Source organism: Candidatus Methanosphaera massiliense, assembly GCF_028890305.1.
GTDB classification, from domain to species: Archaea; Methanobacteriota; Methanobacteria; order Methanobacteriales; family Methanobacteriaceae; genus Methanosphaera; species Methanosphaera massiliense.
Genome location: NZ_JARBXM010000001.1, coordinates 27,271 through 53,014, shown reverse-complemented (window position 1 = coordinate 53,014; position 25,744 = coordinate 27,271). Strand labels below are relative to the sequence as shown.

Annotated in this window: 30 protein-coding genes and 1 tRNA gene; 9 read left to right on the top strand and 22 right to left on the bottom strand. The window is 29.2% G+C overall.

Features of this window, described 5'->3' with window-relative positions; all coding sequences use genetic code 11:
* Positions 1-75 precede the first annotated feature (75 nt).
* Both OTK55_RS00305 and OTK55_RS00300 read left to right on the top strand, forming a co-directional pair.
* Positions 76-309, top strand: a complete 234-nt coding sequence (locus OTK55_RS00305) for a ferredoxin (RefSeq protein ID WP_274869876.1) — start codon at positions 76-78, stop codon at positions 307-309.
* Positions 310-500: 191 nt separating this feature from the next.
* Positions 501-1,550: a glycosyltransferase family protein gene (locus OTK55_RS00300; protein ID WP_274869875.1), complete on the top strand. Its 1,050-nt coding sequence runs from the start codon at positions 501-503 to the stop codon at positions 1,548-1,550.
* 112 nt (positions 1,551-1,662) lie between these two features.
* On the opposite strand, the gene OTK55_RS00295 is transcribed toward OTK55_RS00300, so the two are convergent.
* The 8 genes from OTK55_RS00295 to OTK55_RS00260 form a co-directional block, all read right to left on the bottom strand.
* Positions 1,663-2,970 (bottom strand): FAD-dependent oxidoreductase, encoded by a 1,308-nt coding sequence (locus OTK55_RS00295; RefSeq protein ID WP_274869874.1) that lies wholly within the window; start codon positions 2,968-2,970, stop codon positions 1,663-1,665.
* A gap of 135 nt (positions 2,971-3,105) precedes the next feature.
* Entirely contained in the window at positions 3,106-4,155 is a 1,050-nt protein-coding gene (gene trpD, locus OTK55_RS00290; RefSeq protein ID WP_274869872.1) for an anthranilate phosphoribosyltransferase, read from the bottom strand.
* 2 nt (positions 4,156-4,157) lie between these two features.
* Positions 4,158-4,970 carry a tryptophan synthase subunit alpha gene (trpA, locus tag OTK55_RS00285; protein WP_274869871.1) on the bottom strand — a complete coding sequence of 271 codons (813 nt, stop codon included), beginning with the start codon at positions 4,968-4,970 and terminating at the stop codon, positions 4,158-4,160.
* Positions 4,967-6,148, bottom strand: coding sequence for a tryptophan synthase subunit beta (gene trpB, locus OTK55_RS00280; protein WP_274869870.1), 1,182 nt, complete (start codon positions 6,146-6,148; stop codon positions 4,967-4,969). Before trpB ends, trpA begins: the two co-directional genes overlap by 4 nt.
* 10 nt (positions 6,149-6,158) lie before the next feature.
* Positions 6,159-6,839, bottom strand: a complete 681-nt coding sequence (locus OTK55_RS00275; protein ID WP_274869869.1) for a phosphoribosylanthranilate isomerase — start codon at positions 6,837-6,839, stop codon at positions 6,159-6,161.
* A gap of 26 nt (positions 6,840-6,865) precedes the next feature.
* On the bottom strand, positions 6,866-7,660 hold the full coding sequence (locus tag OTK55_RS00270; protein ID WP_274869867.1) for an indole-3-glycerol-phosphate synthase: 795 nt from the start codon (positions 7,658-7,660) through the stop codon (positions 6,866-6,868).
* Between the two features lie 4 nt (positions 7,661-7,664).
* The gene (locus OTK55_RS00265) at positions 7,665-8,237 is read right to left on the bottom strand and encodes an anthranilate synthase component II (protein WP_274869866.1); all 573 of its coding nucleotides are present in this window, start codon (positions 8,235-8,237) and stop codon (positions 7,665-7,667) included.
* Positions 8,234-9,610, bottom strand: a complete 1,377-nt coding sequence (locus OTK55_RS00260) for an anthranilate synthase component I family protein (protein WP_274869865.1) — start codon at positions 9,608-9,610, stop codon at positions 8,234-8,236. Before OTK55_RS00260 ends, OTK55_RS00265 begins: the two co-directional genes overlap by 4 nt.
* A gap of 168 nt (positions 9,611-9,778) precedes the next feature.
* Here OTK55_RS00260 and OTK55_RS00255 point away from each other — a divergent pair, with 168 nt between their 5' ends.
* Entirely contained in the window at positions 9,779-10,267 is a 489-nt protein-coding gene (locus OTK55_RS00255; RefSeq protein ID WP_274869863.1) for an amino acid-binding protein, read from the top strand.
* A 45-nt stretch (positions 10,268-10,312) separates the two neighbouring features.
* Here the strand turns inward: OTK55_RS00255 and OTK55_RS00250 are convergent, their stop codons facing one another.
* Positions 10,313-11,695: a YhgE/Pip domain-containing protein gene (locus tag OTK55_RS00250; RefSeq protein WP_274869861.1), complete on the bottom strand. Its 1,383-nt coding sequence runs from the start codon at positions 11,693-11,695 to the stop codon at positions 10,313-10,315.
* A gap of 275 nt (positions 11,696-11,970) precedes the next feature.
* On the opposite strand from OTK55_RS00250, the gene OTK55_RS00245 reads away from it, so the two are divergent.
* Positions 11,971-12,195, top strand: coding sequence for a HypC/HybG/HupF family hydrogenase formation chaperone (locus tag OTK55_RS00245; RefSeq protein WP_274869859.1), 225 nt, complete (start codon positions 11,971-11,973; stop codon positions 12,193-12,195).
* A 49-nt stretch (positions 12,196-12,244) separates the two neighbouring features.
* Here the strand turns inward: OTK55_RS00245 and OTK55_RS00240 are convergent, their stop codons facing one another.
* The 10 genes from OTK55_RS00240 to sfsA form a co-directional block, all read right to left on the bottom strand.
* Positions 12,245-13,195, bottom strand: coding sequence for a transposase (locus OTK55_RS00240; protein ID WP_274869858.1), 951 nt, complete (start codon positions 13,193-13,195; stop codon positions 12,245-12,247).
* Between the two features lie 595 nt (positions 13,196-13,790).
* Positions 13,791-13,865: transfer RNA gene (locus OTK55_RS00235), tRNA-Ile, on the bottom strand.
* Positions 13,866-14,003: 138 nt separating this feature from the next.
* On the bottom strand, positions 14,004-14,303 hold the full coding sequence (locus tag OTK55_RS00230) for a metal-sulfur cluster assembly factor (protein ID WP_274869856.1): 300 nt from the start codon (positions 14,301-14,303) through the stop codon (positions 14,004-14,006).
* A gap of 58 nt (positions 14,304-14,361) precedes the next feature.
* Complete coding sequence (locus OTK55_RS00225; protein ID WP_274869855.1) at positions 14,362-15,282, bottom strand: DUF5591 domain-containing protein; 921 nt, start codon at positions 15,280-15,282, stop codon at positions 14,362-14,364.
* A 49-nt stretch (positions 15,283-15,331) separates the two neighbouring features.
* Complete coding sequence (locus OTK55_RS00220; RefSeq protein WP_274869854.1) at positions 15,332-16,513, bottom strand: NAD(P)/FAD-dependent oxidoreductase; 1,182 nt, start codon at positions 16,511-16,513, stop codon at positions 15,332-15,334.
* 8 nt (positions 16,514-16,521) lie between these two features.
* On the bottom strand, positions 16,522-16,686 hold the full coding sequence (locus tag OTK55_RS00215; protein ID WP_274869853.1) for a 4Fe-4S binding protein: 165 nt from the start codon (positions 16,684-16,686) through the stop codon (positions 16,522-16,524).
* Between the two features lie 25 nt (positions 16,687-16,711).
* On the bottom strand, positions 16,712-16,924 hold the full coding sequence (locus OTK55_RS00210; RefSeq protein WP_274869852.1) for a TIGR04165 family Cys-rich peptide: 213 nt from the start codon (positions 16,922-16,924) through the stop codon (positions 16,712-16,714).
* A 3-nt stretch (positions 16,925-16,927) separates the two neighbouring features.
* A complete protein-coding gene (locus OTK55_RS00205; protein WP_274869850.1) occupies positions 16,928-17,203 on the bottom strand; it encodes a hypothetical protein in 276 nt (91 codons plus the stop codon).
* A 344-nt stretch (positions 17,204-17,547) separates the two neighbouring features.
* A complete protein-coding gene (locus OTK55_RS00200; protein WP_274869849.1) occupies positions 17,548-17,985 on the bottom strand; it encodes a TM2 domain-containing protein in 438 nt (145 codons plus the stop codon).
* Positions 17,986-17,996: 11 nt separating this feature from the next.
* The gene (gene sfsA, locus OTK55_RS00195; RefSeq protein WP_274869848.1) at positions 17,997-18,713 is read right to left on the bottom strand and encodes a DNA/RNA nuclease SfsA; all 717 of its coding nucleotides are present in this window, start codon (positions 18,711-18,713) and stop codon (positions 17,997-17,999) included.
* A gap of 88 nt (positions 18,714-18,801) precedes the next feature.
* On the opposite strand from sfsA, the gene OTK55_RS00190 reads away from it, so the two are divergent.
* From OTK55_RS00190 to OTK55_RS00170, 5 genes are all read left to right on the top strand, one after another.
* Complete coding sequence (locus OTK55_RS00190) at positions 18,802-19,296, top strand: zinc ribbon domain-containing protein (protein ID WP_274869846.1); 495 nt, start codon at positions 18,802-18,804, stop codon at positions 19,294-19,296.
* A 15-nt stretch (positions 19,297-19,311) separates the two neighbouring features.
* The gene (locus OTK55_RS00185) at positions 19,312-19,710 is read left to right on the top strand and encodes a zinc-ribbon domain-containing protein (protein WP_274869845.1); all 399 of its coding nucleotides are present in this window, start codon (positions 19,312-19,314) and stop codon (positions 19,708-19,710) included.
* Positions 19,711-19,841: 131 nt separating this feature from the next.
* On the top strand, positions 19,842-20,849 hold the full coding sequence (locus OTK55_RS00180) for an SIS domain-containing protein (RefSeq protein ID WP_274869844.1): 1,008 nt from the start codon (positions 19,842-19,844) through the stop codon (positions 20,847-20,849).
* A 153-nt stretch (positions 20,850-21,002) separates the two neighbouring features.
* Positions 21,003-22,058 carry a DUF1611 domain-containing protein gene (locus OTK55_RS00175; protein ID WP_274869843.1) on the top strand — a complete coding sequence of 352 codons (1,056 nt, stop codon included), beginning with the start codon at positions 21,003-21,005 and terminating at the stop codon, positions 22,056-22,058.
* 1 nt (position 22,059) lies between these two features.
* Positions 22,060-22,539 carry a hypothetical protein gene (locus tag OTK55_RS00170; RefSeq protein ID WP_274869842.1) on the top strand — a complete coding sequence of 160 codons (480 nt, stop codon included), beginning with the start codon at positions 22,060-22,062 and terminating at the stop codon, positions 22,537-22,539.
* Positions 22,540-22,629: 90 nt separating this feature from the next.
* Here OTK55_RS00170 and OTK55_RS00165 read toward each other — a convergent pair whose 3' ends face one another.
* From OTK55_RS00165 to dcd, 3 genes are read right to left on the bottom strand one after another with little or no spacing between them, the layout of a single operon-like run.
* On the bottom strand, positions 22,630-23,394 hold the full coding sequence (locus OTK55_RS00165) for a TatD family hydrolase (protein ID WP_274871721.1): 765 nt from the start codon (positions 23,392-23,394) through the stop codon (positions 22,630-22,632).
* Between the two features lie 11 nt (positions 23,395-23,405).
* Positions 23,406-25,148 carry a glycine--tRNA ligase gene (gene glyS, locus OTK55_RS00160; RefSeq protein WP_274869841.1) on the bottom strand — a complete coding sequence of 581 codons (1,743 nt, stop codon included), beginning with the start codon at positions 25,146-25,148 and terminating at the stop codon, positions 23,406-23,408.
* A complete protein-coding gene (gene dcd / locus OTK55_RS00155) occupies positions 25,148-25,741 on the bottom strand; it encodes a dCTP deaminase (protein ID WP_274869840.1) in 594 nt (197 codons plus the stop codon). The genes glyS and dcd overlap by 1 nt, the downstream gene beginning before the upstream one ends.
* Positions 25,742-25,744: the final 3 nt, after the last annotated feature.

Below are 25,744 nucleotides of genomic sequence, written 5' to 3'. Positions count from 1 at the left end.
AAACAAAACATTTATATATGCAACGTACTAACATTATTTTAGAATATATATATTTTTTCATGGGAGATTAAAAAAATGTATGAAGTAATATTAGTTAGAGACGATTGTACAATGTGTGGACACTGTATAGACGTTGATGATACACTATTTGAATTTGACGATGACGACCGAGCTACAATAATAGGGTCAACACGGGACGATGAAATCGACGAATATGAAGTAGACGACATTGAAATATATAAGGAAGCAGCAGATAACTGCTTAGGTGAATGTATAGAAGTATACGATGATGAAGGAAATCCAGTATAAATAACTTAAGGTTATGGGAAATAATCACTGCTTTTTTTACATTTCCCTTTTTCACACCAATTCAAGATAACCTCCCTTCCTTTTTCTATCAGTGGATTTTATTAATAAATTACAATATAACATAATATTAACTAAAAAAAATATTATAAGGGATATTATTTTTTCTCATATAAACTAGAGTAGGTTATATAATGAAGTATTTAATTTTTGTAACAGGTAGAGGAATTGGGGGAGATGCTGTAACAGCCTACAATATATCAAAAGAATTAGAAGAAGTAGGTATAGATACTAAAATAGTATTAGATCCCTCAGCTCCAGGATACTACTTAAAAAAACGTGATATAACATGGTTACAATCACCAATACCTGCTGCAGGTGGACATGCAGCATCAAAAACAAAATTATTCAAAGCAGCTTTAAAATCTATACGAGCAGCAATATCTGGGGCACGTTTAATTAAGAAAGAAAAAGCTGATGGTGTAGTAGGTGTTATTGGTGGTGGTGTTGTAATAGGATGTTTATCTGCTAAACTAGCTAGAGTACCAGCAGTAGGAATTGTTGCAACACCTACTGATACCAAAGTTTCACTTAAATGTAATCCAACATTAATATTACCAGAATCACCACTATTTACTAGTAATAACATAGAATCAAAATATGATTTTGAAAAACAATACTCTCCAATTAAACTTGATATAATAGAGGGTAATAAAAATAACATCATGGATATATTACCTGAACAATTTGACCCAGATAAGAAATCAATATTATTTTCTTCAGGATCAACATTATTCGATGGTATGGCAGAAGCAGCACGTAATTATGCAGAGGAAAATGATGATGTCAACATATTTTTAATTGGTGATCCATTACATGATGGTATTAAAGAGATTATAGATCATCCTAATATTATTAATTTAGGTTATATTAATTATATTAAGGATTTATATGATCTTGTAGATATAGCAGTTATAACTGATGATGGTTTAACTTTACATGAAACTCTTGCCTGTGAAATACCAGTTGTTGTTGTGATTGGAGTTAAATATGGTAGATATCATGGATTATCAAAGGTATTTGATGGTGCAGTACTAGAAAGTCATGCTGATAACATAACAGAAGTTGTTAATAAAGCATTAGATAATGAGACAGAGATGAAAAAAGCCGCTGCTAAGTATTCACAGGGAATTATTAATGGACCTCATCATTTAGTAAATTTTGTAATGAAACATATGAAATAAATCTTTACTATTTTTTTCTTATTTTTACTCTCTTTTAAATACTTATTTTTTAATGAAAATTATTGTTATACTATTTTTTAAAAAAAAGATATTGGGGATGATTATCCAGTAATTAAAGATACCTTTTGAAATATTCTGCTAACTTGAATATTCCATCAGTAGATGGATGTATTTCTAGGAAGTTATCAAAATCAGTTATCTTGTTACCATCTTTTATTGATTTAATCATGTAAGGTAATGCAATGTTGGATGAAGGCGTAATTGCAAGTATGTCTGTTATTTCACCATCGCTATTTACTACTTCTTTTGTATATCCTAATTTTCCATCTAACATGTGCCAGAATGTTCCAGGTCCTGCAGCTCCAGGTAGTTTTGCACTAGTTCCTATATCTGAAACTTGATTTCCTAGTACATAGCTTACATCATATGGTAATGTGATTGTTAATGGTATTAATGAGTAGTCTGGTGTTATTTGTTCTCCCATTATATTTTTAATTGCTGTCATTCCTTCCATTCGTGATACTGGTGTGGAAAGAATTCCGCCAATAACATCACCTGCTGCATATATGTCTTCATTTGATGTTTGCATGTACTGGTCTACAATGATATTGCCTTTTTCGTCTAGTTTTACTACGTCTTTTACTATTTCAGAATTAGGTGTTACACCTGTTGCTAATAATACTGTACCTTTAATTTCTCCAAAATTTGTTATAACTGATGTATCTGTAATCTCCTTAATTTCTACATTTTCATGTATTATTGTATTTTTAAGTAAATTCCTTACAATATATTCCTCAGCTTCTGGGTCATTTAGCATTTTAAGGAACTGTGATCTGCATAATATTTCTACCTGACTACCCATACTAGAATAGATTCCGGCATATTCTGCAGCAGTAGAACCACCACCAATAATAACTAGTTTTTCAGGAACTTCTTTAAACTTCAAAGTATCTTTATAAGTATAAGCTTTATCAGCACCATGAATGTTAGGAATGTATGGTGAAGATCCAGTACAAACTAGTAACTTATCATATTCATACTCATCATCCTCATTAACAATAACCACTTTTCTCTGAGCATCTACCTCAGCTGTACCATGTACATAATTAACACCAGTACCTGTAGTTTCCTTGGTTATAACATGTCTTATTTTCTTTTGAGTTTCCTTAACTAGGCTAGTAGCAACACTATAATTTAGTTTAGGTGTAGCTTCAATCACTCCTAAATTATTAAAATTCTCTACATCAAGTAAGTGTTTAGAAATGTCACTGAGTGCACATACAACCATACATGCCTGATTTAAACATTTTCCGCCTATATGTTTATTTTCTATAAGTGTTACATCATTTCCCTTTTCGGCAGCAGCCATAGCAGAGAATCTTCCTGCAGGTCCTGCTCCAATAATAATTATTTTAGTCATATTAATCACTTAATATTGTTCTAGTATATGATAGTATTTATAATTAATATAATAAGTTAGTTTGTTAATATACTAAATTAAATATTCTGATAAAAAAAGATAATAAAATAAATTATAAAAAAAGAAGGGAAGTAATTATTCATTACTAATTTTAATAATCTTATCTAACTGTTTTCTAGCAGTTCCATCTTCAACTATTTTTCTTGATAATTCAACGCCTTCCTCTAAGGAATCTACTTTCTCAGTTAAATATAATATACAAGCAGAATTCATAAGACATAAATCTAGACGAGCCTTATCCTTACTAGTATCAGTTACATTATCTATGATATTATAAATAATTTTTAAATGTTCTTCAGAACTCTCGGGAGCACGAATATCATCGGGATTAGAGAACTCAAGACCGAAATCATGAGGACTAATATACTTAACTTCAATATCTCCATGATCTATGAATGCAACTTTAGTTTTTCCAATATTAGATACCTCATCCATAGCAGGATTACCTTCATCATCAAATCCGTGGACAATCATACCTCTTTTAACTCCTAAATTACTAGCAACTCTGGCAATAGGTTCTACAAGGTCCGGATCATATACACCAGTTAATCTAGCAGTAACATTGGATGGACAAGATATAGGACCAAGAACATTAAATACAGTTCTAGTTTTTAATTCTTTTCTAATCATCATAACATTTTTAGTAGCTTTATGATAAATTGGTGCAAATATGAATGCAAAATTACATTTTTCAATGGAATTAATAACCTGTTCTGGTGATAACTTAATATTTATACCTAAAGCTTCAAGAGCATCAGCTCCACCGAACTTACTACTTACACTTCTATTACCATGTTTAGATATTTTAGCCCCACCAGCACTTGCAATAATTGATGAAGCAGTACTAACATTAAATGTTTTAAAAGTATCTCCACCGGTACCACATGTTTCAATAAGGTACTCATCAGGATCATAATCTATTTGAACAGCATGATCTTTCATACTCTTAGTTAATCCTGTAATTTCATCAATAGTTTCACCTTTCATTCTTAATGCAATTAAAAAAGCTGCAACTTTAACATCAGGATAATCTCCACTTATTAAATCATCCATACATTTGTATGCTTCTTCTTCTGTTAAATCCCGTTTATCATCAATTATGTCTTCTAATACATCATCAATCATAATTACTCCTTCTTAGTAGCACTTTTCATTTCTTGAATATATTCTGCTATTTTTCCAAACATTACATCTTCATTGTCTAAATTATCTTCAATAATATTTAATATAGCACTTCCAACAATAGCACCATCAGAACCAGCATCTAATACTTCTTTAACATGCTCTGGTTTAGATATTCCAAATCCTACACATAATGGAAGATTCGTGTGTTCACGTACACGTTTAATTAATTCTGTTGAGTCATGTTCTACTTCTTTACGTGCACCTGTAGTTCCCATTACAGATGCTATGTATATAAACCCACTTACTATCTTAGTTATATCTGCTAATCTTTCATTACTTGTAGCCTGTGATACTATAAATACTTCTTCCACACCATATTTCTTTGAAGCTAGTATAACATCATCTGCTTCTTCTGGTGGAAGATCAGCTATTAATACAGAATTCACGCCAATTTCACTTAATTTTTTGTAAAATTCATCAATTCCATGTTGATATACTAGGTTATAGTATAATAATAGTCCAAATGGTTTATCAGTATATTCCCGTAAATCTTTTAGGAATGTGAAACATTTAGCAATAGTCATACCACTCTTGAATGCTCTGAGGTCACCATTTTGTACACTTCTACCATCAGCAACAGGATCTGAAAAAGGAAATCCTATTTCAAGAGCATCAGCACCATTATCAATTAATGTTTTAGCTATTTGTAGAGAAGTATCATAGTCTGGATCTCCAGCTACTATGAAAGGTATGAAAACTCCCTCATTATCTTTTTTGGTTTTTTCAAACATTTCCTGATATGTCTGCATATTCATATTTCCACCCCTAATTCTTTTGCGACTGTGAACATGTCCTTATCTCCACGTCCTGATAAATTTACAATAATTGTTTTTCCTTTATTCTCTTCTTTCTTAGCATACTTAATAGCATATGCTACTGCATGTGCACTTTCTAATGCCGGGATAATTCCTTCAATTTCACATAATGCTTTAAATCCTTCTAATGCTTCATCATTATTTATTGGAACATATTTAGCTCTACCTATTTCTTTTAGATATGCATGTTCTGGTCCAATACCAGGATAATCAAGTCCTGCTGATACACTACTAGTCTCCTGAATTTGTCCTTCATCACTCTGTAATACTAGTGATAATGCTCCGTGTAATATTCCATCAGTACCTTTTGTCATGGTTGCACCATGTGCACTTGTTTCTATACCTTCACCACCAGCTTCAACTCCTATAAGATCTACTTCCTCATCATCCATAAATCCGCTGAATATTCCTATAGAGTTACTTCCACCACCAACACATGCTATGACAGTATCTGGTAGTTCTCCTTCTAGTTCTAATATTTGTTCACGTGCTTCTTTTCCAATTACACTTTGGAAGTATTTGACCATTGTTGGATATGGATGAGGTCCCATTGTTGTTCCAATTAGGTAGTGCGTGGTATCTAAATTAGAAATCCAATACCTGAATGCCTCGTTAATGGAATCTTTTAATGTTTGTGAACCCATATCTACAGGTATTACTTCTGCTCCAGATAATTCCATACGGAATACATTTAATTTCTGTCTTTCAACATCTTTTGATCCCATGAATATTTTTACATCCATTCCTAACTTTGCACCTATCACTGCTGTTGCTATTCCATGTTGTCCGGCTCCTGTTTCTGCTATTAATTGTGTTTTACCCATGTATTTTGCTAGTAAGCCCTGACCTATTGCATTGTTTATTTTATGTGCTCCTGTGTGTAACATGTCCTCTCTTTTAAGATATATTTTGCATCCTAATTTGTTAGAAAGATTTTCTGCGTAGTATAATCCTGTTGGTCTACCTGTAAACTCTCTGGAATAATATTCTAAATCCTTCTTAAATTTCTCATCATCTTTATATTTATAGAATGCATCTTCTAATTCTTCTACTGCAGGTATTAGTAGTTCAGGTACAAATATACCTCCATATTTACCAAATTTTCCGTCATGTTTCATAATATCACTTTTATTCTTCGTTTACTAATTTTATAATCTTTTTTATCTCTTTAATATTCTTTCTTCCAGGTTTATCTTCCACACCACTATTTAAATCAATTCTATCAAAATAGTGTAGTTTATCATAAATTTCTTCTAAATATTCGAGATTTAATCCACCAGCTAATGTTACTTCTGTTCTATTATCATATTTCTTAACTAATCTGCTTGCTTCTATAGCAGTGTCTATTGGAATGTGTGTGTTAGTTCCACCTGTTTTTCCATCTTTAACATAATCAAATAATATATTATCAGAGTATAAGCAATGATTTTTTATTTCTTTTTCATCTTTTCTATTTATTTTATCTCTTAATCCTATTACTTTTGTTATATTTAATCTTTCACCATTGTGGTATTGATTTAACCAGGTCATATATCTTATATCAAAACATGTAAGTGAATGTAATTGTAAATTAAATATTTTAGTTCTATTTGCTTTTAATAAAGCTTCATATGCATTGTTTGGTTCTAGAACTATTGTACTTAATCTTTTATTTAATAATTTTTTTTCTAAGATTTCTATTTCTTCTAGAGAAACATTTCTTTTTGATCTTTCAATATTTATAAAACCTATGCGGTCAACATTTAATTTTTCTATTTCTTTCATTTCCTTTTCATTTGTTATTCCGCATACTTTTATTTTAAGGGTCATTTTAATACCTCAATAGCCGTGTTTTTTTAAGATTTTAATATATTATCTAATTTATTTATGAATTCCACAATTTCCGTATCATTATTATTTTTTAGAAGACTGGTACCTATTAGCAGTGCATCTGCACCATAGCTTTTTAGTTTTTCTGCATCGTTTAGAGTTTTTACTCCACTTTCTGATATCAGATAGTTAGGTACATATTCTCGTAAGTTCTTCGTTGTTTCAAGATTTATTGATAAATCATTGAAGTTTCTATTATTTACACCTATAATTTTAGGATTATAATCTACTACTTGTTCAATGTCATCTAGTGTATGACATTCTACTATGGCATCTAATCCTAAATCATAACATGTGTTTAAGTAATCTTCTATATCTGGACATACTCCTGTGATTAATAAAGCTGCACTAGCATTATTTGCAGCTGCTTCATATAACATGTATTTATCTATAACAAAATCCTTTCTAAGTATTGGCTTTTCTGTTAATGTTGTTGCCTTCTTAAAGTTGTTAAGGTTACTTTTGAAATAAGACTCCTCTGTTAGCACTGAGATCATATCTACGTTGTTTTTATCATACAGGGGTATTACATCTTCAGGTTTAAGTGTACTGATATCTCCCTGTGATGGACTTGCTGGTTTGTATTCTGCTATGAGTTTTGTTGAGTTTTTATCTTTTAAAATTTCTTGAAATCTGAATTTATTATTTTTTGTTGACACGTAATCTATGGCTTCTTTTCTTATTTGACTTGTTGATTTAGTTTTTTTTAGTTCTGTTAATGTTTTCTTCTTGTTTTTAACTATTTCTTCTACAACATTCATGTTATCAGCCATTTATTTCTAAGAAGTTTTTTATTATAGTATCGCCATAGCTACTTCCTATTGATTCTGGATGGAATTGTATTCCAAATGTTGGATATTTTTCATGTTCTATGGACATTATTATTCCATCTTCTGTGTAGCTAGTTATCTTAATATCCTCTGGGACATCTGTTTTGTCACAGATTAATGAGTGATATCTTACAATTTCAAATTCTTCAGGTACATCAGTAAATAGTGAAGAATCACCATGTTTGATAGTATCTGTTTTACCATGCACTGGTTTATTTTTTGATATTTTTCCTCCATATGTGTAATATATTCCCTGGTGTCCCAGACATACACCTAATATTGGAGTTTTCTTAAATTGTTTTATTACTTCACCACATATACCGAAATCTTTTTTATTCATAGGATTTCCAGGTCCTGGAGATATTATTATATGATCCGGATTCATTTCCTTTATTTCTGAAATGGTTATTTTGTCATTTCTCACTACTTTTATATCTGCTGTGAATTTTCCTACTAGTTGATATAAATTGTATGTGAATGAATCATAATTGTCTATTATGAGTATCATTGTATTACCTCACTACCTGATTCTTGAAGTGCCTGTACAATAGCTTGTCTTTTTCTTCTACATTCCTCATATTCTGATTTTGGAATAGAATCGTAAACTATTCCTGCACCTGCCTGTATCTCTGCTCTTTCTTTGTTAGTTGTTAATGTTCTTATTGTTATTGCAAAGTCTGCATTTCCATTTAAGGAGAAGTATCCTACAGCTCCTCCATATGGACCTCTTGCATATTTTTCTTTTTGATTGATTATTTCCATGGCACGTATTTTTGGAGCTCCACTTAATGTTCCTGCGGGAAATAATGACATGAACGCATCTATTGCATCTAATTTGTTTTTGATTTTTCCAGTTACATGTGATACTATATGTTGTACATGTGAGAATTTTCTTATTCCATAAAATTCTTCTACTTCTACGGAATCTCTTTTACTTATTTTTCCTATATCATTACGTGATAAATCAACTAGCATTAAATGTTCTGCTAATTCTTTTTCATCATTTAATAATGACTCTTCAAGTTCTTTATCTTCTTCTGGTGTTTTTCCTCTTGGTCTTGTCCCTGCTATTGGGTATGATTCTATTATTCCTTTTTCTAGTCTCATTAACATTTCAGGACTTGATCCAATTATTTCTCGTTCACCTAATTTGATATGATACATGTATGGTGATGGATTTATTTTTCGTAAGTGTTCGTATAAGGGTAGTTTACTTCCTTTTAGTACAAGGTTTTCTGAATTTGATATTACTGCTTGGAATATTTCTCCATCAGTTATTAGGCCTTTTGTTTCTTGGACTGCGTCTTTATATTCATCTTCTTCGAAATCTTCTTTTATTATTTTGTATTCTAATATTCCGTTTGTGTGTTCTTCTTGGTAGATTTTTTTTATTAATTCTGTTCTATCTTCATTTAATGTTGTATATTCACATGTTTCATGGATATTATCATATACTACACAGTCTAGGAATAATCCGAATTCGAAGTCAGGATAAATACTTTTATGTGTTGGTACGTCTTCGAAGTATTTGATGGATTCATATGAGACATATCCCATTAAGCCGCCTCTGAATCCTTCTTGTTCGTAATCATTATTTATTAATGATTTTAAGTCAAGTAATGGATTTTCTGCTTCATATTCTATTGTTTCAGTGTCTGTAGTGATGGTTACATGGTGGTCATGTGCTTTTATTTTTGCTACAGGGTTAAATCCTACTATTGAATATCTTGCTAGTCCATTATCTGATTCCATTGATTCTAATAGAAATGCATCGTTATAGTTATAATATAAATTTTTAAATAATTTAAATGGATTATCTATGTCTATTTTCTTAGTTGTTGGTTTTTTAATTAATTTTTTTAAGTTGCCAAAAACATTCACTCTTATTCATATTTATCAACCTCTTGTTGTTATATAATAATTACATCAATGTACTATTTAAATGTTTGGTGTATAAATTTATACATTATTGATAAATAGTAGATATAACAAAATAAAATATAGAACAATAAAATAAAAAAAGGAATTAATAAAATGTGGAACAATATAATGGAAAAATTTGAAAAATATCCATCACAACAAAAAGTAGTAAAAAAATTACTAGAATTAGGACTGAGAATTGATACGAATAACAAAATCTACTGTAAAGATGTAGAAATAAACATATCCTCCCTAGCAAAATCATTGAACACAGACCGAAGAGTAATCACCTCAACAATTAAAAATATATTAAAAGATGAAGAATTAAAAAAAATATTCATGAACATATATCCTTCAGGACCAGTATTAACAAACATATCTAATGTACTAGGCTTAGGAGTAATAGAAATAGAAGGACTAGGACAAAAAGCAGGAATATTATATAAGATTGCAAAAATACTAGCAGAAGAAAATATAAGTATAAGGCAGGCATATGCAAGTGACCCAGAAATAGATCCAATACCTCACATAACAATAATTACAGATAAACAATTAGAAGGAGATTTAATTCAATTATTATTAAAAATAGATGGTGTGTCAAAAGTTTCATTATATTAAAAAAATAGTCTCTCTTTTTTTATAAAAAGATGAAAGTGGTAAGAATTACTTACGTAATTCAAATAATCTACTTTCATTAAGTTTTTTATCAAAGTATTTAGCTCTTTTATCAAGTTTTTCTTTGACAATAATACCAATAGCTAAAGCAGCGATTAGGAATATTATAAGGAATCCAATATTTCTTATGAATGTTGGCCAAATTACGCCGAATACTGCATCTTTTAATAGTAATATTGCATATGTCATTGGTAGATATGGCATTAATCCTTGGAATAATGGTGACATGATTTCAATAGGATAAATACCATTAGTTCCGGATATTTGGAATACTAATATAATTAAAGCTATTGCTTTACCTATATTACCCAGTAAGGATACTAACGTGTATACTATTGTCATGAAAACCCATCCAATTAGTAACATAACAAGCAATACAGTTAATCCACTACTCATAGGTATTCCAAGAATACATAAACCAATAAATGTTACAATAGATTGACAAGTATTCATTCCTAAGAATAAACCAATTTTACCGAAGTAAACTTCTATAGGTGAATATTTATCTTCATCTTTCACTGGTTTAACACTTAATAATGCTATTAATATAATACAACCTACCCATGAAGCTAATGCAGTATAGAATGGTGCTACTTGTTGAGCATAACTATCTGCTTTGTAATATGTATGATTAGTTAATTCGGTAGGTGAATTGAAGTATTCTGATACTTTTTGATTATAACTTGCCTGAGTTAATTCTGCAGTAGTCATATTAGATGTACTAGCATTAGTAACATTTCCTGTTGCAGCATTTTGAGCTGTAGCAGTTTGTGTTGTTGCGTTTTGTGTTGTAGCATTTTGTGATACTTGAGTTTGTTGAACTGCTACTGGGGATTGAGTAGTTGATCCATAAGTTCTAGTGTTAAATTTTTCAATTATAGCATCACTGACTGCTGTATTAACATTAGTAGCAGCATTACCTGTGATTTTAGGTGCTACTGGACTAGTTTTATCATTAACTAAGTATTCAATTTGAGCCTGTGTTGGATTACCGGAATACACTGATAACACATCTTTTGTGAAATCAGGAGGTATTATTATGGCGGCGTAACTCGTTCCATTTTTTACCATATCCCTTGCATCATCTTCATCTTTATACACCCAATTAAAATTGTTATTTTCTTGTAGGCTTTGTATTACCTGAGTACCATAAGAATAGGTTGTACCATTGACGGTTACAGGATTATCATTATTTACAATAATAAAATCTATATTATCTGTATCACCATATGGATCCCAACAAGCATAAACATTTATAACGGAATATAGTGATGGAAGAATGATTAATGCAATTAATACAATAACTACTATTGGATTCTTAAACATTGCCTCAGAATCGTCTTTAATAATTTTCTTAATATTATCAATCATTATATCACACTTTATTAAATTAATAATTCTAATTTTTCTTTTTGTGTACTTAATTTGAAAATTATTAGAAAAGTTAATTTTTTAAAGTATTCATATAATTAGTGTATTTTTTTTTATATATATAATTTTTTATACATACTATTTATTATATATAATATTCTTTTTTCTTTTTATGAACCTATAAATAATAAAACTAATATATAATTAAATGATTAATAATATAAAAAATAAAGTGATTAATTATAATTTTTTTTTAATGATAAGGAGGAGTTAATATGTGTATTGCAGCACCTGCAAAAGTATTAGAAATAAATGATAATGTAGCAACTTGTGATTTTGGTGGAGTTAAACAAGAAGCAAAACTTGACTTAGTTGATGCAGATATAGGAAGCTATGTTCTTATACACTCTGGTTATGCTATAGAAGTATTAACCGAAGAAGCAGCTAAAGAAACATTAAACACCTGGAATGAATTACTTGATGAATTAGAAAATGAATAATCTTTTTTCAATTCTTTTTTTTTATAATCTGAATTTTACTCACTATTTTTTACTTTACGATAAATTTAATATCAGGATACTTATTCTGAACAACTTCCATAAATTTATATATTAATTTATAATTCATTTTTTCCTGATTAATATTATTTATTATTTTAAGATTATAAACACAGGATAATAGTGTAATATTATTCTGAATTTTTGATATATCTATTTTTTCAGGTTCTTTTGATGTAATATTAATTTTTGATATAAAATTAGGGTTATAATCTTTTGTATCAATTTTATAAGTTATAGGATAAAGTCTTGTTTTTTCCAGATTTAATAATGCATCAAGACTGTTAATGAATACACTTTCCTCTTTTGATTTTTTTAATTTCTTTTGGATGTTATTAATGGTATTTATTTTCTCTAATGGGCTGATATTATTATCTTCAAAAATTAGTATTGCATTTCTACTAAGTTCATATTCTCTATTTATTATTCTGTTATTTTTCTCATATTTTCTAATAAGTTTTATTAAATCGTATGTAAAATCATTTATTTCTTCAAGTTGTACTTTATCCTCTCTGTTATCGGGCTGGATGTCTCCATTTAATGTTATTTGTTTTATAGAGTGGGTGTTGCTAGCATAGTCAACTATTTTCTCAAGAACTTCTGTGATTATTGTACCATGATCTTCAGCAAATCTTTGAATTGTACGTTCTGATGGTACTAAACCGCCAGTAAGGTATCTATAGTATATATTATATTCGCAGGATTGACTGATTTCTTGAAATGTTTTTAAATTATCATATGTTCCATATAATATTATGTTTAGTAGTGCTGTTTTGGGAAATGCTGGTCTTCCACGTTTTTTCTCATATTTTTCATCTATTTTTTTGAAGTGTTTGGCTGTGAATTTCTTTATAAAATGGGAAATATGGTTATTAGGAATGTTAGAATCTAGTCTATTAAATGTTAATCTTGTCTGATTTTCATCATTATTCATATATGACATATAAAACACCTTTTTCATGATGTATATTATATAATAATTTATATGGTTTAAATAATAAAGATGATTCTTTTTTTAATTATTAAATAAGTAATAGTGTTAAAATTAGTAGTTTTTAATGAATTAAGTAGGTAAAATATGGTGAGTTTTTTTTAACCGTATCTTACCATTTGCTCCATTTTTTTTTATATTAAAATTACTTAATATATTTTATTAATTTATTTTTTTAGGCTTTAAAGTAGTGTATATTTTATATTATTCCATATAATTTCTTATTTTTCTATTATTCTTTTTAAGAAAATAAGGTTATTGTTATTATTAGTTTTTTTTCATTGAATTTATTTTATATTTTATGCAGATTATTTATTGTGGTGTTTAATTAGTTTGATTGTGTTATGTTCTATTATTTCTTAATATTTCTATCTTGTGTTGTTTTTTTCATGTTATTTGATAATGATGTTTTATTTTTTTAGTAGTCTATTTTTAAATAAATTTGGATTAATTAGTATGAATAAAAATTAATATAAAATGAAAAAAAATAAGTTACATGAAAAAATAATTTTTAAATCTTTTAAAATAGAAAATAGTTTTTATTAAATGGGCACGCTGGGATTCGAACCCAGGACCTCACGGTTATCAGCCGTGCGCGCTAACCAAGCTGAGCCACGCGCCCTCAAATGTTTAAAATTAATATTGCTTGTGCTTTGTAAGCAACTATTATTATATTGTATGTTTCTTATATATATACTTTATCTTTTTATGTTGTTCAAAAAAAAATATGATGTGTTAAACATCAAAAATGATGGAATATTTATTCTTCTTTATTGACCATTTCATTTATGGTATCTGCCATCATATGATCAATAACAGTAATTTCTGCTTTGTCAACGTCTTCTAATTTTTCAATTTCTATTTTAGAAGCCATTGCTACATTTGCGATACTCATACATCCAGGGTTTGTAGGTGATAGGGTTATATTTACTTTTTTATTTTCCTCATCTATTGCTATATCTCTTACTAAACCCATATCTACGATACTTATACCCATATGAGGATCAGCGATTAATGCTAATTTATCTTTAATTTCTTGTTTTAATTCTGCTTCTGCCATTTTTATCTCTCCATATTTACTTATTAAAATTTTGTTTATATATACTTTTTTATTAAGCTTATTTGATTTGATGTCGTATTTTTACACCTACACCTTTAGTAGAGTCAACTAATTCTCTACCATTCATCATAGATTTTCCAACACCAATGACTTCATCATCTTTTATTATCACTACTTCGTCACCCGGGATGATATTTTCATCAGCATCATCAATTCCAGGGGTAAATAATGTGTTTGATTGTAAATCAAAGTTAATATATACTCTGTTTATTTCATTTTCTTTAAGTATTTCTCCTGCTGGTAAGTTTAATGTGAATAATCCTGTGTCAAAGTGCAATGTTGCAATTTGAGTTTTATCTACAAGTATACGTGTATTAAATCTGCCTCTAGTCTGAGTATTTTCTGGTATTAATGCATCCGCTTTTTTTGTGTTAAATTGGTATCTTGCTATTGATCTAAGATCATGTATCTTATGTTTATTATGACCAATTTTGTCAGCTTTCTTTACTTCTGCTTTTAGATTATTTAATGATTCATTTGATCTTGTGTTACCATCATCACACGTGTACACCACATTATCTAGGAATTCTTCACATGCTGCACGGTATCCTCCAGTTACGTGTGCAATTACTTTGTAATCTTTAACATATTCTTTTAGACATTTTCCGGATGCTTTTATTTCCTCATCAGACCAGTCACCTGTGGTTGATGCATCATAAGATTGTATAGGATATGTTCGTTCCATTTCTCTTGGACATATCCCAAATGGTGAAGTTAGTATTACTTCCTGTAATCCTTTAGTATACTTCTTGAATATATTATGTGATTTAGATTGTGAATATGGCTTTTTCATACTACATGGTAGAACTATGATAGTATCACTGTATGGTTCTAACAGTTTCATTCGTTCTTGCCATCTAATTACTTCTGGTCTATGTAATGATAATTCAGTTACACATGGTATTTTTGTATTATTCATACTTATCTTCTCTTTAAAAATATGTTAAAAAAAAGGTAAAAATAGGGGATTAGAATAATTTTCCTAGTTTTAATAATGCTTTAGGAGATACTTTAACTAGCATTTTTATTAATGATCTAGGATTGACTTCTGAGAAATCTGCTTTTTCAAATTCTTTTGCTATATCATTTAATTCATCATCATTTAATGATAATAAATATTCTTTAGCTTTATCGTATTTTTTATAGTTTTTACCTATATTCTCGTCAGTTAATTTAACATATTCTTTAAATTTTTTCTTACTGTAATCTCCTTCTTGAATTGCTTGAGCAGCTACTATTCCTGCATATACTCCTGATTCAAGGGCACTGTTGATTCCTCCACCTGTTAATGGATTTACAAATCCACCAGCATCTCCTACAACTAGGATATTATCACCAATACGGTCTTTTATTATTCCACCTACAGGATCTCCACCTACATTTAATTCAACTGGCTGTGCATTTTTTGTTTCTGGGCAGTTTTTTACAAATTCATTTAAGTGTTCTATTGCTGTTTTATCTGTGTGTGTTTTTAGTACACCTAATCCTACATTTGCTATGTCATCGCCTTTAGGGAAAATCCAAGCATATCCTCCAGGAGAAACTGATCCAAAGAATAGAGCGATATCTCTATTATTTTCCATTTCTACTCCAGCCATTTCATATTGAGCACATGATTCCATGTATTCTGGTGCAGTACTAGATTCTAATCCAGCCCAGCGACCAATTTTTGATTCTGGACCATCTGCTGCAATAACAATATGTGCGTGGATTTTTATTTCTTCACCAAAATGGTCTGCAGTAATGATAATACCATCTTCTACTCTTTCTAATGCTGTAGCATTAGTTTTTATCATTATAGTTGCACCAGCACGTGCTGCATCCATTGCCATATGTTTATCAAATACTTTTCTTTCCAGAATATATCCTGATTCTGGTAGTTGTATTGTGTCATTATCTAACCATACATTTGTACCATTAGGTGCTACTAGTCTTACTCCCTTTAAATCTCTTGCAATCCATCTTGGGTCTGGTTTTATGCCTAATTCTGCTAATCCATTCTTGGATACTCCTTCAGCACATCTTTTTGGTGAGCCTATTGCTGATTTTCTATCGATTAGTATGACTTTTGCTCTGTGTAAAGCAGCTTCTTTTGCTGCAAGTGATCCTGAAGGTCCAGCTCCTACTACTAAGATATCTGTTTCTATCATATTATCACCTATTCTAGTTCTAATGCATCAATTGGACATGCTTTTACACATATTCCACATTTTGTACATGTGTCATCATCAACAACTACTGTTAGTTCTTGTACTTGAATTGCATTAGTAGGACAAACTCCTGCACATGCTCCACAGTACATACAAATATCTTTCACTATCATAATTCAATCCCCTTATTCATCATATTTACTCTTCTTTTTTATTTTCTTCTAGTTTTTTCTCTTCTGCTCTTCTCATATCTATTGCTTCATCTCTAGTAATAAATATATGTCCGCAGTTGGAACATTTTAGTTCAGCATTAGATCCATATGCTAGAAATTCTCTGTCAAAATCTCTATGTTGGGTCTTGTCTCTGGAACCACATTCAGGACAAGGTTTTAATAATTCCTCTATTTTCATATTCTAGTCTCCTTCTTTATCGGAATTGTTTAACAAGTCAAGAAGTTTAAATTGTGCTGCTTCTAAGTGTTTACAGAAAAAACTACCGGGTTGTCTTTGATTTCTGTACTGGTAGTCTGCACAGTCACAATTCCAATATCCATACATCATGGATACGAGATAATAATCTGTATTTTTTTTGTTTTTTACTTTGAATATAACATGGTCTGGTTCATAATGTTCTACAATTACAGCATTATCCTTGTATAATTTGTATCCTTCTATGATTCTTGCAGACATGTATTATCCTTCATATTATATTATCTCTTGTTTAAAAAATTAATTATTTATATTTATATTTTTTTTAGTTTATTAACTCTTTTCATAGTATGTTGATAATATTATATATCTATTTTCATATATAAATTATAGTGAATCCAATTAATGTTTAAATAAATATTTCTTATATTAATTTTCTAAATATTTTAAAAATGATATATTAATTCTTATAAATGTTTTTAAATAATTTATTAGAAGAATATATTAAGAGGAAAAGTAAGAATTAGAGTAATTATATTTCCATTTTAAAATATACTATTTAATATTGTTTAATAGGGTTATGTAAAAGTCTTGGTTAATATAAATTATTTTTTTCGTCTACAACATATTATAACATCCATAACTTGAATTAAATAGACTACTACTAATACATATATTACTTCCTGTTTAATTGTTGAGATATATCCTAGTATTATAGCTATGAATAGATATATAATACCTTTTATGTTTTGTTTTATGTATAGATGTCCAAATCCTGGAAAAAGAAAGCTTAGAAATATAGCAATTAAGTCATTGTTTTCAATATCTTCATCATTGTTCGTATTATTTTGGTTTTGAGTTGTTATTTCAGGACCTTTATATTCAATAGAGTAGTAATCATTTTCCTTTTTTTCTTTATTTTTTGAAGGTATGGTTATCACTGTAATAACAGTAGGTTTTGTTTTTTCAGGTAATTTTTTACCACAATTAATACAGTATGTTTCATCATCAGGGTTTTCATAATAACATCTATCACATTTCATGAATAATCACTCTATTTTAATATTAATGGTAATTTTTTGTCTGCTTCTATTATTAAGGAATCATTTTCTGTTTTTGTTATCATATGAAATGGGTATATTTCCACATTATTTTCATATGCTTTTTTCAGTGTATTACTAAATTCAGGGTCTGTATCATAGTTTGGCATGAAAGTCTCTGCTTTGTTATGTAATATTAATATGACAACAGCACTGTTTCCATGGTTTTTTCTTATATTTATTAATTCGTTTAAGTGTTTTGTACCTCTTTTTGTAGGTGCATCTGGAAATTTTGCTAATTTATTTATTTGTAATGTACAACCTTTAACTTCTAAATACATCTTATTTTTATATTCATCAGTTAAAAGAAAGTCTAATCTGCTATTTCCATAGGTATATTCTGGTTTTTCAACATGATATTTTTCAAGTCCCGGAATTTCATGATTATCAATTAATTCTTCTACAATTTTGTTATGGTAATTACTGTTTAGTAATATCCAATCTTCTTTATCCTTAATGGCTATTACATTGTATTTAGTTTTACGGTTAGTTTTTTTGTAGGTAGGTACATATTTTATTAAAATGGGCGTATTTTCTATTAGTAATTCTTTTAATCTTCCAGGGTCATGTAAATGTGCTATATCTAATTTATTATCCGAGTTTTTAAATTTGATTGTGAAGCGATTAGGTCTTGATATGTATTTAACTTCAATTAAATCATTGATTTTCATATTAATTTACTCAACTAGCGCTTATATAAAATTATATTAAATGCTAGTCTATATAAATATATTATATAAAAATGATAAGTGACTGATCATGGTTAAATGTAAATATTGTGGATATGAGAATGTTGAGGGAAGTAAATATTGTATGCACTGCTCTAAAGCTTTATTTTCTCAAGATGCTGATTTTAACATTATCATTCAAGAAGATAATCAAAAAAACAATGATTTAAGAGATTTATATTATTCTTTTTTATCAAATAATTTTATGAATGATGATTACATCAAGGGGAATAATTCTACAAATACAGATTCTTATTATCCTGATAGTTATTACACAGTATCAAAAAAACAATTTATTGCAACATTATTATCAGCTCTTTTCACGGGAATTGGATATTTCTATATACATAAATTGGACAGAGGTTTAGTATTTCTGGCTAGTCAATTATTTTTATTATTTTTCACAATAATATTATTCAATTTATTAGAATCATATATAATTGTGTATATGATGTTTTTAGCTAGTTTATTAGTATATATTATAGGTATATGTGATACATATCGACAAGCAATGTTATTAGATTAAGGGAAGGAGATTCATATGATTAAATGTCCAAGGTGTGGTTTTCATAATCAAAATAATGACAAGTACTGTATATACTGTGGATTTAAATTAATAAGTAACTTAGATAATGCTTCTGATAAAACAGTTATAAAACAAAAAAATATGGTAATTAGTATATTATTAGCAATATTTCTGCCAGGTATCAGTTATTTTTATATTGAGCAGTGGTATAGTGGAATTTTATTTTTATTATTAATTCCATTAATTTTTATTAGTTATGCTGTAATTGCAGCATTTTATTCTACAACGTATAATATTTCTTCAGAAATAGGAGTTTATTTGGTTGTGTTAACATGGTTTGTATTATATATATTTCAAATATACAAGGTTATTAAATTAACAAAGTTAATAAATCAAGGAATCATTCGATTCTAAACTTATTATTACTATTTTTATTAATTAATTAGTTTAAGATATGAATATTTAAATATCAAATGAGAAATATATTATATATAATATAGTTACTGTTAAATAGATAATACGTACAACTAAAGGAGTTACAAATAATGGAATATGAAATGTACAATGAAATAATGGAACAACCAATTTCACTGAAGCGCACTATAGAATCAGAAAAAGAACATTTAGAACAGATATCCGAAGAATACTCAAAATTTGATAAAATATACTTAATTGGTTGTGGAAGTTCTATATCTACATGTTACACAATAAAAGATGCAATAAAAACAATATCAACAATAGATATAGATGTTCAAACAGGTTATGAATTTGTTGATAACCAATATTTAGAGAAAGATAGTAATGTTGGAGTTATATTAACTTCACAATCGGGTGAAACATCTGACACATTATCTGCTTTAAGAAAGGCAAAGGAAAATAATATAAAAACAGTAGCAATAACAAATGAAAAAGATAGTTCCATGGCAAAAGAAGCAGATGAAGCAGTAATAACATTAGGCGGCACTGAATTAGCAATTATAGGTACAAAAACATATGTAACCCAGTTATTTGCATTATATCTAATATTCTTTAAGATGGTAAAATCTGAAAGAGCAGAGCATGTTCTAGAACAATTATACACAGTACCTGATTTAATAGAAGAATTAATTAAATCAACAGAAGAGAAATCTAAGAAAATCGCAGAAGAAAATAAGGATGTAGACTTATTTTACTGCATGGGTAGTGGATTAAACTTCGGATTAGCATATAAACTAGCAATGACAATGTTCATGGAAGGATCATTAAAACATGCTTGTCCAATATACTCTGGAGAATTCAGACATGGTTTAATAGAACGTGTAGAAGAAGGAGTTACAGTAGTATTTCTAAGATCTGGTGACCAACCTGATGAAGTTACAGATAGAGCAATTAAATTCTGTGAAAATCTCAGAGTAAATAATATAGTATTTGACTTACAAGAATACTCAGATATAGATCCATTATTAACTCCATTTGTACTTATAATTCCATTAGAATGGTTCATATATCATCTTTCAATATTCAATGGTGAAGACCCTGGAAGTACTAGACATATAGGAAAAATAAGATATTAACTTTAAAATATCATCACCATATCAACTTTTTTTCATCTAAATTATTTTCAAAAACTATTTTTTATAGTATAGTTTAAATTATATAGTTTATAAAATAGAATATAGATATAAGATAAAAATTTTTATAAATTAATATTTTGGAGAAGTGATTTTTTGTATTCTATAACATCTAGTGAAGACTTTAGAGAACTAAGTCCATTTATCATTATAGGCGCTGGTGGAGGTGGAGAGAAATTTTCCAATTTCACAGGAGTAGAAACAGCAGGCTTCTTAGATGATAATGAGAAAAAACAAGGAAAAGAGTTCTGTGGTCATATAGTAGGCTCTGATTTAAAAAAATTAATTGAAGAAACTAATTCAAAATCAGTTGCTATAATGTTACCTATAGGAGCTGAAGGAGCTGCACTAAAATATGCTGTTCAAGCAATTGATTTAGGACAAAATGTTTTAACATCATTCAGATCATTACCACTCGAAGAAAATCCATCCTTAATAAAATTTGCTAATCAAAAAGGTGTACAAATCAAAGAAATTAGCTCACGATTAGATAATGTTAAAAAAGTTATGGGAACAGCACCAGATAAAGTAACAGAAGTTTTACCAAAAATAACATACTATCACAAAAAACCAGTAATATTTGTAGGTGGAACCTCACAAGAATGTGGAAAAAGAACCACAACAAGAAAATTAGGTAAAGCAGCAAAAGAATTAGGACTTAATGCTATAATATTTTCAACAGATGAAATGGGATTAGACGAACCAACAGATATAAATTTCAGAGCAGGAAGTTTATCAGTAATGGATGTTCCAGCAGCAATAATGGGAACCGTTAAATACATGGAAGAAAATAAGAATCCTGATATTATATTTATTGAAGGACAATCTAGTCTTACAGAAACAGGAAACCCTCATCCAAAAGGACTATCTGCAGCAATATTATTTGGAGCAATGCCTGATGCTGTAATATTATGTCACAGACCAAACCATCCATTCAGAGAACCAATAGGCATATCTGAAGAATTAAAAGCTATAGAAGCAGTAGAACCTACTAAAGTTATAGGTTTATCAATTAATAGAAGGAATGCTCCGGATGTATCTTTAGAAGAAATTGAAGAGAAATTTAATCTACCAACAGTTGACTTACATACAGACTCTAATGGTGGTTTAAAACGTTTACTTCAAACAGTCTTGGATTATGTAGGTGAATAACATGGAAAACACATTAAAAGATTTTACTATTAATATAAAAAAATCTATAGACCGGGAATATGATGGGGATTACAATATGCAGCCAAATTTTGATAATGATCAAAAAATGTTAAATGATAATGTAATATCCTCAATAGAGAATGAATATGATGATGATTATGAAGATATTGTAATTGATCATTCTGATGATGACGATGTTTTAATTGAACCAAATCAAGGAAATAATATTGATACAATACGGTTAATAAAAATACGATCATTAAGTGCATTATCTGATGAATTAGATAATATTAATAAGACTGGTGTTCCAGCAATTATAGATTTTAAATATCTTCAAGAAAGAAAACTATCCGAATTCAAAAAAGTAGGGTCAACATTAAAAGCATTCAAAAATACAACAAATGCAAACGTAGTTCTTTTAGGTAGTACTGGTAATGTTATTGTAGTAACTCCAAAAGAGATAAGATTACTTAAACAATAATATTATTTTACAGTATTCTATTTTTTTTCAAACTTTTTTTTAAATATTTATTTATTTTAGTCTTTTATAAAAAAATAAGATAAAGGGAGTTTAAATTTTAAGATTATGGAATTTAACAAGATTTTTATATATGACTTTATCAATATCATTCTTATTAAATCCATTTACTTCTAAACTATGCTTAGTTTCAGGAAGTGACATATGATTTGATGGTGCTGAACTCATATCACTATCTAGGACAAACTTATCAAAACCATACTCATCTAACATTTTAACAGTATCATCAACAGACATTTTTTCCGGTTGAACTGTAATTCCAAGAGTATACTCTTTATCAATAACCATATCTACAATAGAATAATCTATATGATCTAATTGAACTTGTTTAGGATTAATATATTCATCCATTAATTCTATTGTTCTTTTAGTTACAGTAGGTTTATCTGTTCTTGGCGTATGAACAATAATATTATAGTTATTTTCATCAGCATATTGTAACTGTTTTATAAAAACTTCTTGTTCTATTTGTGCTGTTGAGTTTAGTCCAATCTCTCCAACTGCAATTACATGATCTTCCTTCATATAATTAGGTAATTCTTTTAGAACATTCTCATAATCATCAGGTATTGCTCTTGGATGTATACCTACCGCTGCATATACTTTAACATTATGTTTGCTGATTCTTTTAGGTTCTTGATATACTACTCTGTTTAAGTGTTCGAGAGTTACATTTGATTTTTTCATTTCAAGGGGGTCGTGGGCACAGGTTACTACTGCATCTACTCCAGCCATTTTTATATCTTTAAAGTTCTCTATTGGTCTTGTATCTGCATGCATATGAGCATCAATTATCATTTTAATCACTACTATTCTTCTAATTCCTCAAAAGTAATATTTCCTTCTACAAGTTCTTTAATTATTATTGGTAGTCTTCTTATTGCTACTCTCTTCTGTTCAAAGGTATCACGATTACGTATTGTAACCTTTTTATCATCAATAGTATCATAATCTACTGTAACTGCAAATGGAACTCCTATTTCATCTGCACGTGCATATCTTCTTCCTATGGTTCCACTACCATCAAATGATGAAATCATGTTGTTTTCACGAAGTGTTATTTCTATATCCTTTGCAATATCCACTAATGGTTCCTTGTTTACTAATGGTAGTATAGCTACTTTTATTGGAGCTATTATTGCAGGTATTTTAAGATATGCTCTTTTTTCTCCCTCATCTGATACATCTTCAGTATATGAGTGTAGGAGTGTTGAGTAGATTATACGATCAATACCATATGATGGTTCTATTACGTGCGGTACAATTCTTTCTCCACGTATTTCTTCCTCTTTTGTTTCAAAGGTTATGAAACTATCATCAATTTCATATTCATTATCCCCTATATTGAATTTATAGGTTCCATTTGTCTTGAATGAATCAATAATTACTTCAGGATTTGTGTTTTCTAGGATTTCCTTTGCTTTAGGAGAATCTCCTTTGAATGTTGGACCAAACTTCTTCATGTTAAATGATGGTGTTGTTTTAACTACTTTTTTAGGAGTGTCATATTCTTTGAATACTGATAAATCTTCTTTACTATGTTTGATATGTGATTTTAAATCAAAATCAGTACGGTCTGCTATTCCTATGATTTCCACCCATCCGTACTGGTCTGTTTTTACTTCAGCATCCCAGCAATCTATTGCATAGTGGGCCATTTCATCTGGTAAGTGTTGTCTGAATCTGATAGCTTCATTAGGTATTCCAAGATCTTTTAAAAATTCACGTGCTAATACTAATTGGTATACTAGCATTTCACTTGAGACAACATTAGATTCTATTGCATCTTTCACTGTTAACCTGACTGGTTTTTTATCATTTAATTGTTCTTCTTGACTGTATAATTCTAATTCATAGTCTTCTATGTTTTTATAGTATCTATGGCTTTTATCTGATGGGTCAACAAAGATTTCTGCTTCTGCTTGTGTGAATTCTCTTAATCTGATTACTCCTTGTCTTGGAGATAATTCATTTCTGTATGATTTTCCTAGTTGCACTATTCCAAATGGTAGTTTATCTTTGTAGAATCTGCTGATTCTTTTGAATGCTATGAATATACCCTGTGCTGTTTCAGGTCTCATGTATCCTATTTGTTTTCCACTTACACCTATTTCTGTCTTGAACATGAGATTGTAGCTTCTTACAGGAGATAATTTACCTTCACAGTTTTCACATACTATATTATTATCTTCAATTATCTTTGTTAATTCCTCGTCAGGTAATCCTTCTACTTCTTTGTTTATTGCAGCTTCAATAATATGATCTGCACGGTATACTTCATGACATTCTGTACATTGTGTCATTGGATCTGTGAAGTTATCTACGTGTCCTGATGCTTTTAATGTTTCTCTTGGCATTATTGTTGGTGCTTCTATTTCATAGAATCCTTCACGTGCAACATAATATTTTCTCCAGAGATTCATTATATTGTTTTTTAGTATTCCTCCAAGTGGTCCGTAATCATAGAATCCTGCTACTCCTGAATATATTTCAAAGGATGGATATAAAAATCCTCTTTTCTTTGATATACTCATCATTTCTTCATTTCCCATTATTTTCCCCCATTTTTAATATCAAAATCTTCTTTTATTTTACTTACTTGTGGTCCTGTTTGTCCCATATATTTACTATCTCTATCTTCATGACCATATGGCTTTATTGATGGTGATGTCATTGTTTCAAATACTATTTGACATACTCTTTGTCCCGGATATAATGCTACGGGCATTTTTCCTATGTTAGAAATTTCAAGAGTTATTTTACCTTCAAATCCAGGGTCTATATATCCAGCGGTTACGTGCATGGTAATTCCAAGTCTTCCCATTGATGAGCGTCCTTCTACCCGTGCTACAATGTCTGCTGGTAGTTTAACTGTTTCATATGTTGTTGCTAATGTAAATTCTCCTGGATGTATTATGAATGGTTGTCCTTCTTCTATTGTAAAGGAACTCATGTATGATTCTAAATCAGTATCATCAAAAGGATCTATAAATGGTTTTGTTATTATCTTAAATCCTTTGAATTCATTTCCTATTCTTAAATCTACTGATGATGGCTGTATTTGTTTCTCATCCTTTAATGGGTCAATTACAATTTTACCTTCATCTAGGTATTTTTTTATATCAATGTCACTAAGTATTGCCATAGA

Bases quoted from the DNA above. Each gene is read 5' to 3' on its own strand.
- OTK55_RS00305 (WP_274869876.1), top strand. From the start codon at position 76: ATGTATGAAGTAATATTAGTTAGAGACGATTGTACAATGTGTGGACAC.
- OTK55_RS00185 (WP_274869845.1), top strand. From the start codon at position 19,312: ATGATTAAATGTCCAAGGTGTGGTTTTCATAATCAAAATAATGACAAG.
- OTK55_RS00240 (WP_274869858.1), bottom strand. From the start codon at position 13,195: ATGTCATATATGAATAATGATGAAAATCAGACAAGATTAACATTTAAT.
- OTK55_RS00255 (WP_274869863.1), top strand. From the start codon at position 9,779: ATGGAAAAATTTGAAAAATATCCATCACAACAAAAAGTAGTAAAAAAA.
- sfsA (WP_274869848.1), bottom strand. From the start codon at position 18,713: ATGAAAATCAATGATTTAATTGAAGTTAAATACATATCAAGACCTAAT.
- OTK55_RS00190 (WP_274869846.1), top strand. From the start codon at position 18,802: ATGGTTAAATGTAAATATTGTGGATATGAGAATGTTGAGGGAAGTAAA.
- OTK55_RS00165 (WP_274871721.1), bottom strand. From the start codon at position 23,394: ATGATAATTGATGCTCATATGCATGCAGATACAAGACCAATAGAGAAC.
- OTK55_RS00225 (WP_274869855.1), bottom strand. From the start codon at position 15,282: ATGAATAATACAAAAATACCATGTGTAACTGAATTATCATTACATAGA.
- trpA (WP_274869871.1), bottom strand. From the start codon at position 4,970: ATGAATATGCAGACATATCAGGAAATGTTTGAAAAAACCAAAAAAGAT.
- OTK55_RS00200 (WP_274869849.1), bottom strand. From the start codon at position 17,985: ATGAAATGTGATAGATGTTATTATGAAAACCCTGATGATGAAACATAC.
- dcd (WP_274869840.1), bottom strand. From the start codon at position 25,741: ATGGCAATACTTAGTGACATTGATATAAAAAAATACCTAGATGAAGGT.
- OTK55_RS00180 (WP_274869844.1), top strand. From the start codon at position 19,842: ATGGAATATGAAATGTACAATGAAATAATGGAACAACCAATTTCACTG.
- OTK55_RS00250 (WP_274869861.1), bottom strand. From the start codon at position 11,695: ATGATTGATAATATTAAGAAAATTATTAAAGACGATTCTGAGGCAATG.
- OTK55_RS00170 (WP_274869842.1), top strand. From the start codon at position 22,060: ATGGAAAACACATTAAAAGATTTTACTATTAATATAAAAAAATCTATA.
- OTK55_RS00205 (WP_274869850.1), bottom strand. From the start codon at position 17,203: ATGTCTGCAAGAATCATAGAAGGATACAAATTATACAAGGATAATGCT.
- OTK55_RS00210 (WP_274869852.1), bottom strand. From the start codon at position 16,924: ATGAAAATAGAGGAATTATTAAAACCTTGTCCTGAATGTGGTTCCAGA.
- OTK55_RS00265 (WP_274869866.1), bottom strand. From the start codon at position 8,237: ATGATACTCATAATAGACAATTATGATTCATTCACATACAATTTATAT.
- OTK55_RS00275 (WP_274869869.1), bottom strand. From the start codon at position 6,839: ATGACCCTTAAAATAAAAGTATGCGGAATAACAAATGAAAAGGAAATG.
- trpB (WP_274869870.1), bottom strand. From the start codon at position 6,148: ATGAAACATGACGGAAAATTTGGTAAATATGGAGGTATATTTGTACCT.
- trpD (WP_274869872.1), bottom strand. From the start codon at position 4,155: ATGATTGATGATGTATTAGAAGACATAATTGATGATAAACGGGATTTA.
- OTK55_RS00300 (WP_274869875.1), top strand. From the start codon at position 501: ATGAAGTATTTAATTTTTGTAACAGGTAGAGGAATTGGGGGAGATGCT.
- OTK55_RS00215 (WP_274869853.1), bottom strand. From the start codon at position 16,686: ATGATAGTGAAAGATATTTGTATGTACTGTGGAGCATGTGCAGGAGTT.
- OTK55_RS00220 (WP_274869854.1), bottom strand. From the start codon at position 16,513: ATGATAGAAACAGATATCTTAGTAGTAGGAGCTGGACCTTCAGGATCA.
- OTK55_RS00230 (WP_274869856.1), bottom strand. From the start codon at position 14,303: ATGGCAGAAGCAGAATTAAAACAAGAAATTAAAGATAAATTAGCATTA.
- glyS (WP_274869841.1), bottom strand. From the start codon at position 25,148: ATGGGAAATGAAGAAATGATGAGTATATCAAAGAAAAGAGGATTTTTA.
- OTK55_RS00270 (WP_274869867.1), bottom strand. From the start codon at position 7,660: ATGAATGTTGTAGAAGAAATAGTTAAAAACAAGAAGAAAACATTAACA.
- OTK55_RS00295 (WP_274869874.1), bottom strand. From the start codon at position 2,970: ATGACTAAAATAATTATTATTGGAGCAGGACCTGCAGGAAGATTCTCT.
- OTK55_RS00245 (WP_274869859.1), top strand. From the start codon at position 11,971: ATGTGTATTGCAGCACCTGCAAAAGTATTAGAAATAAATGATAATGTA.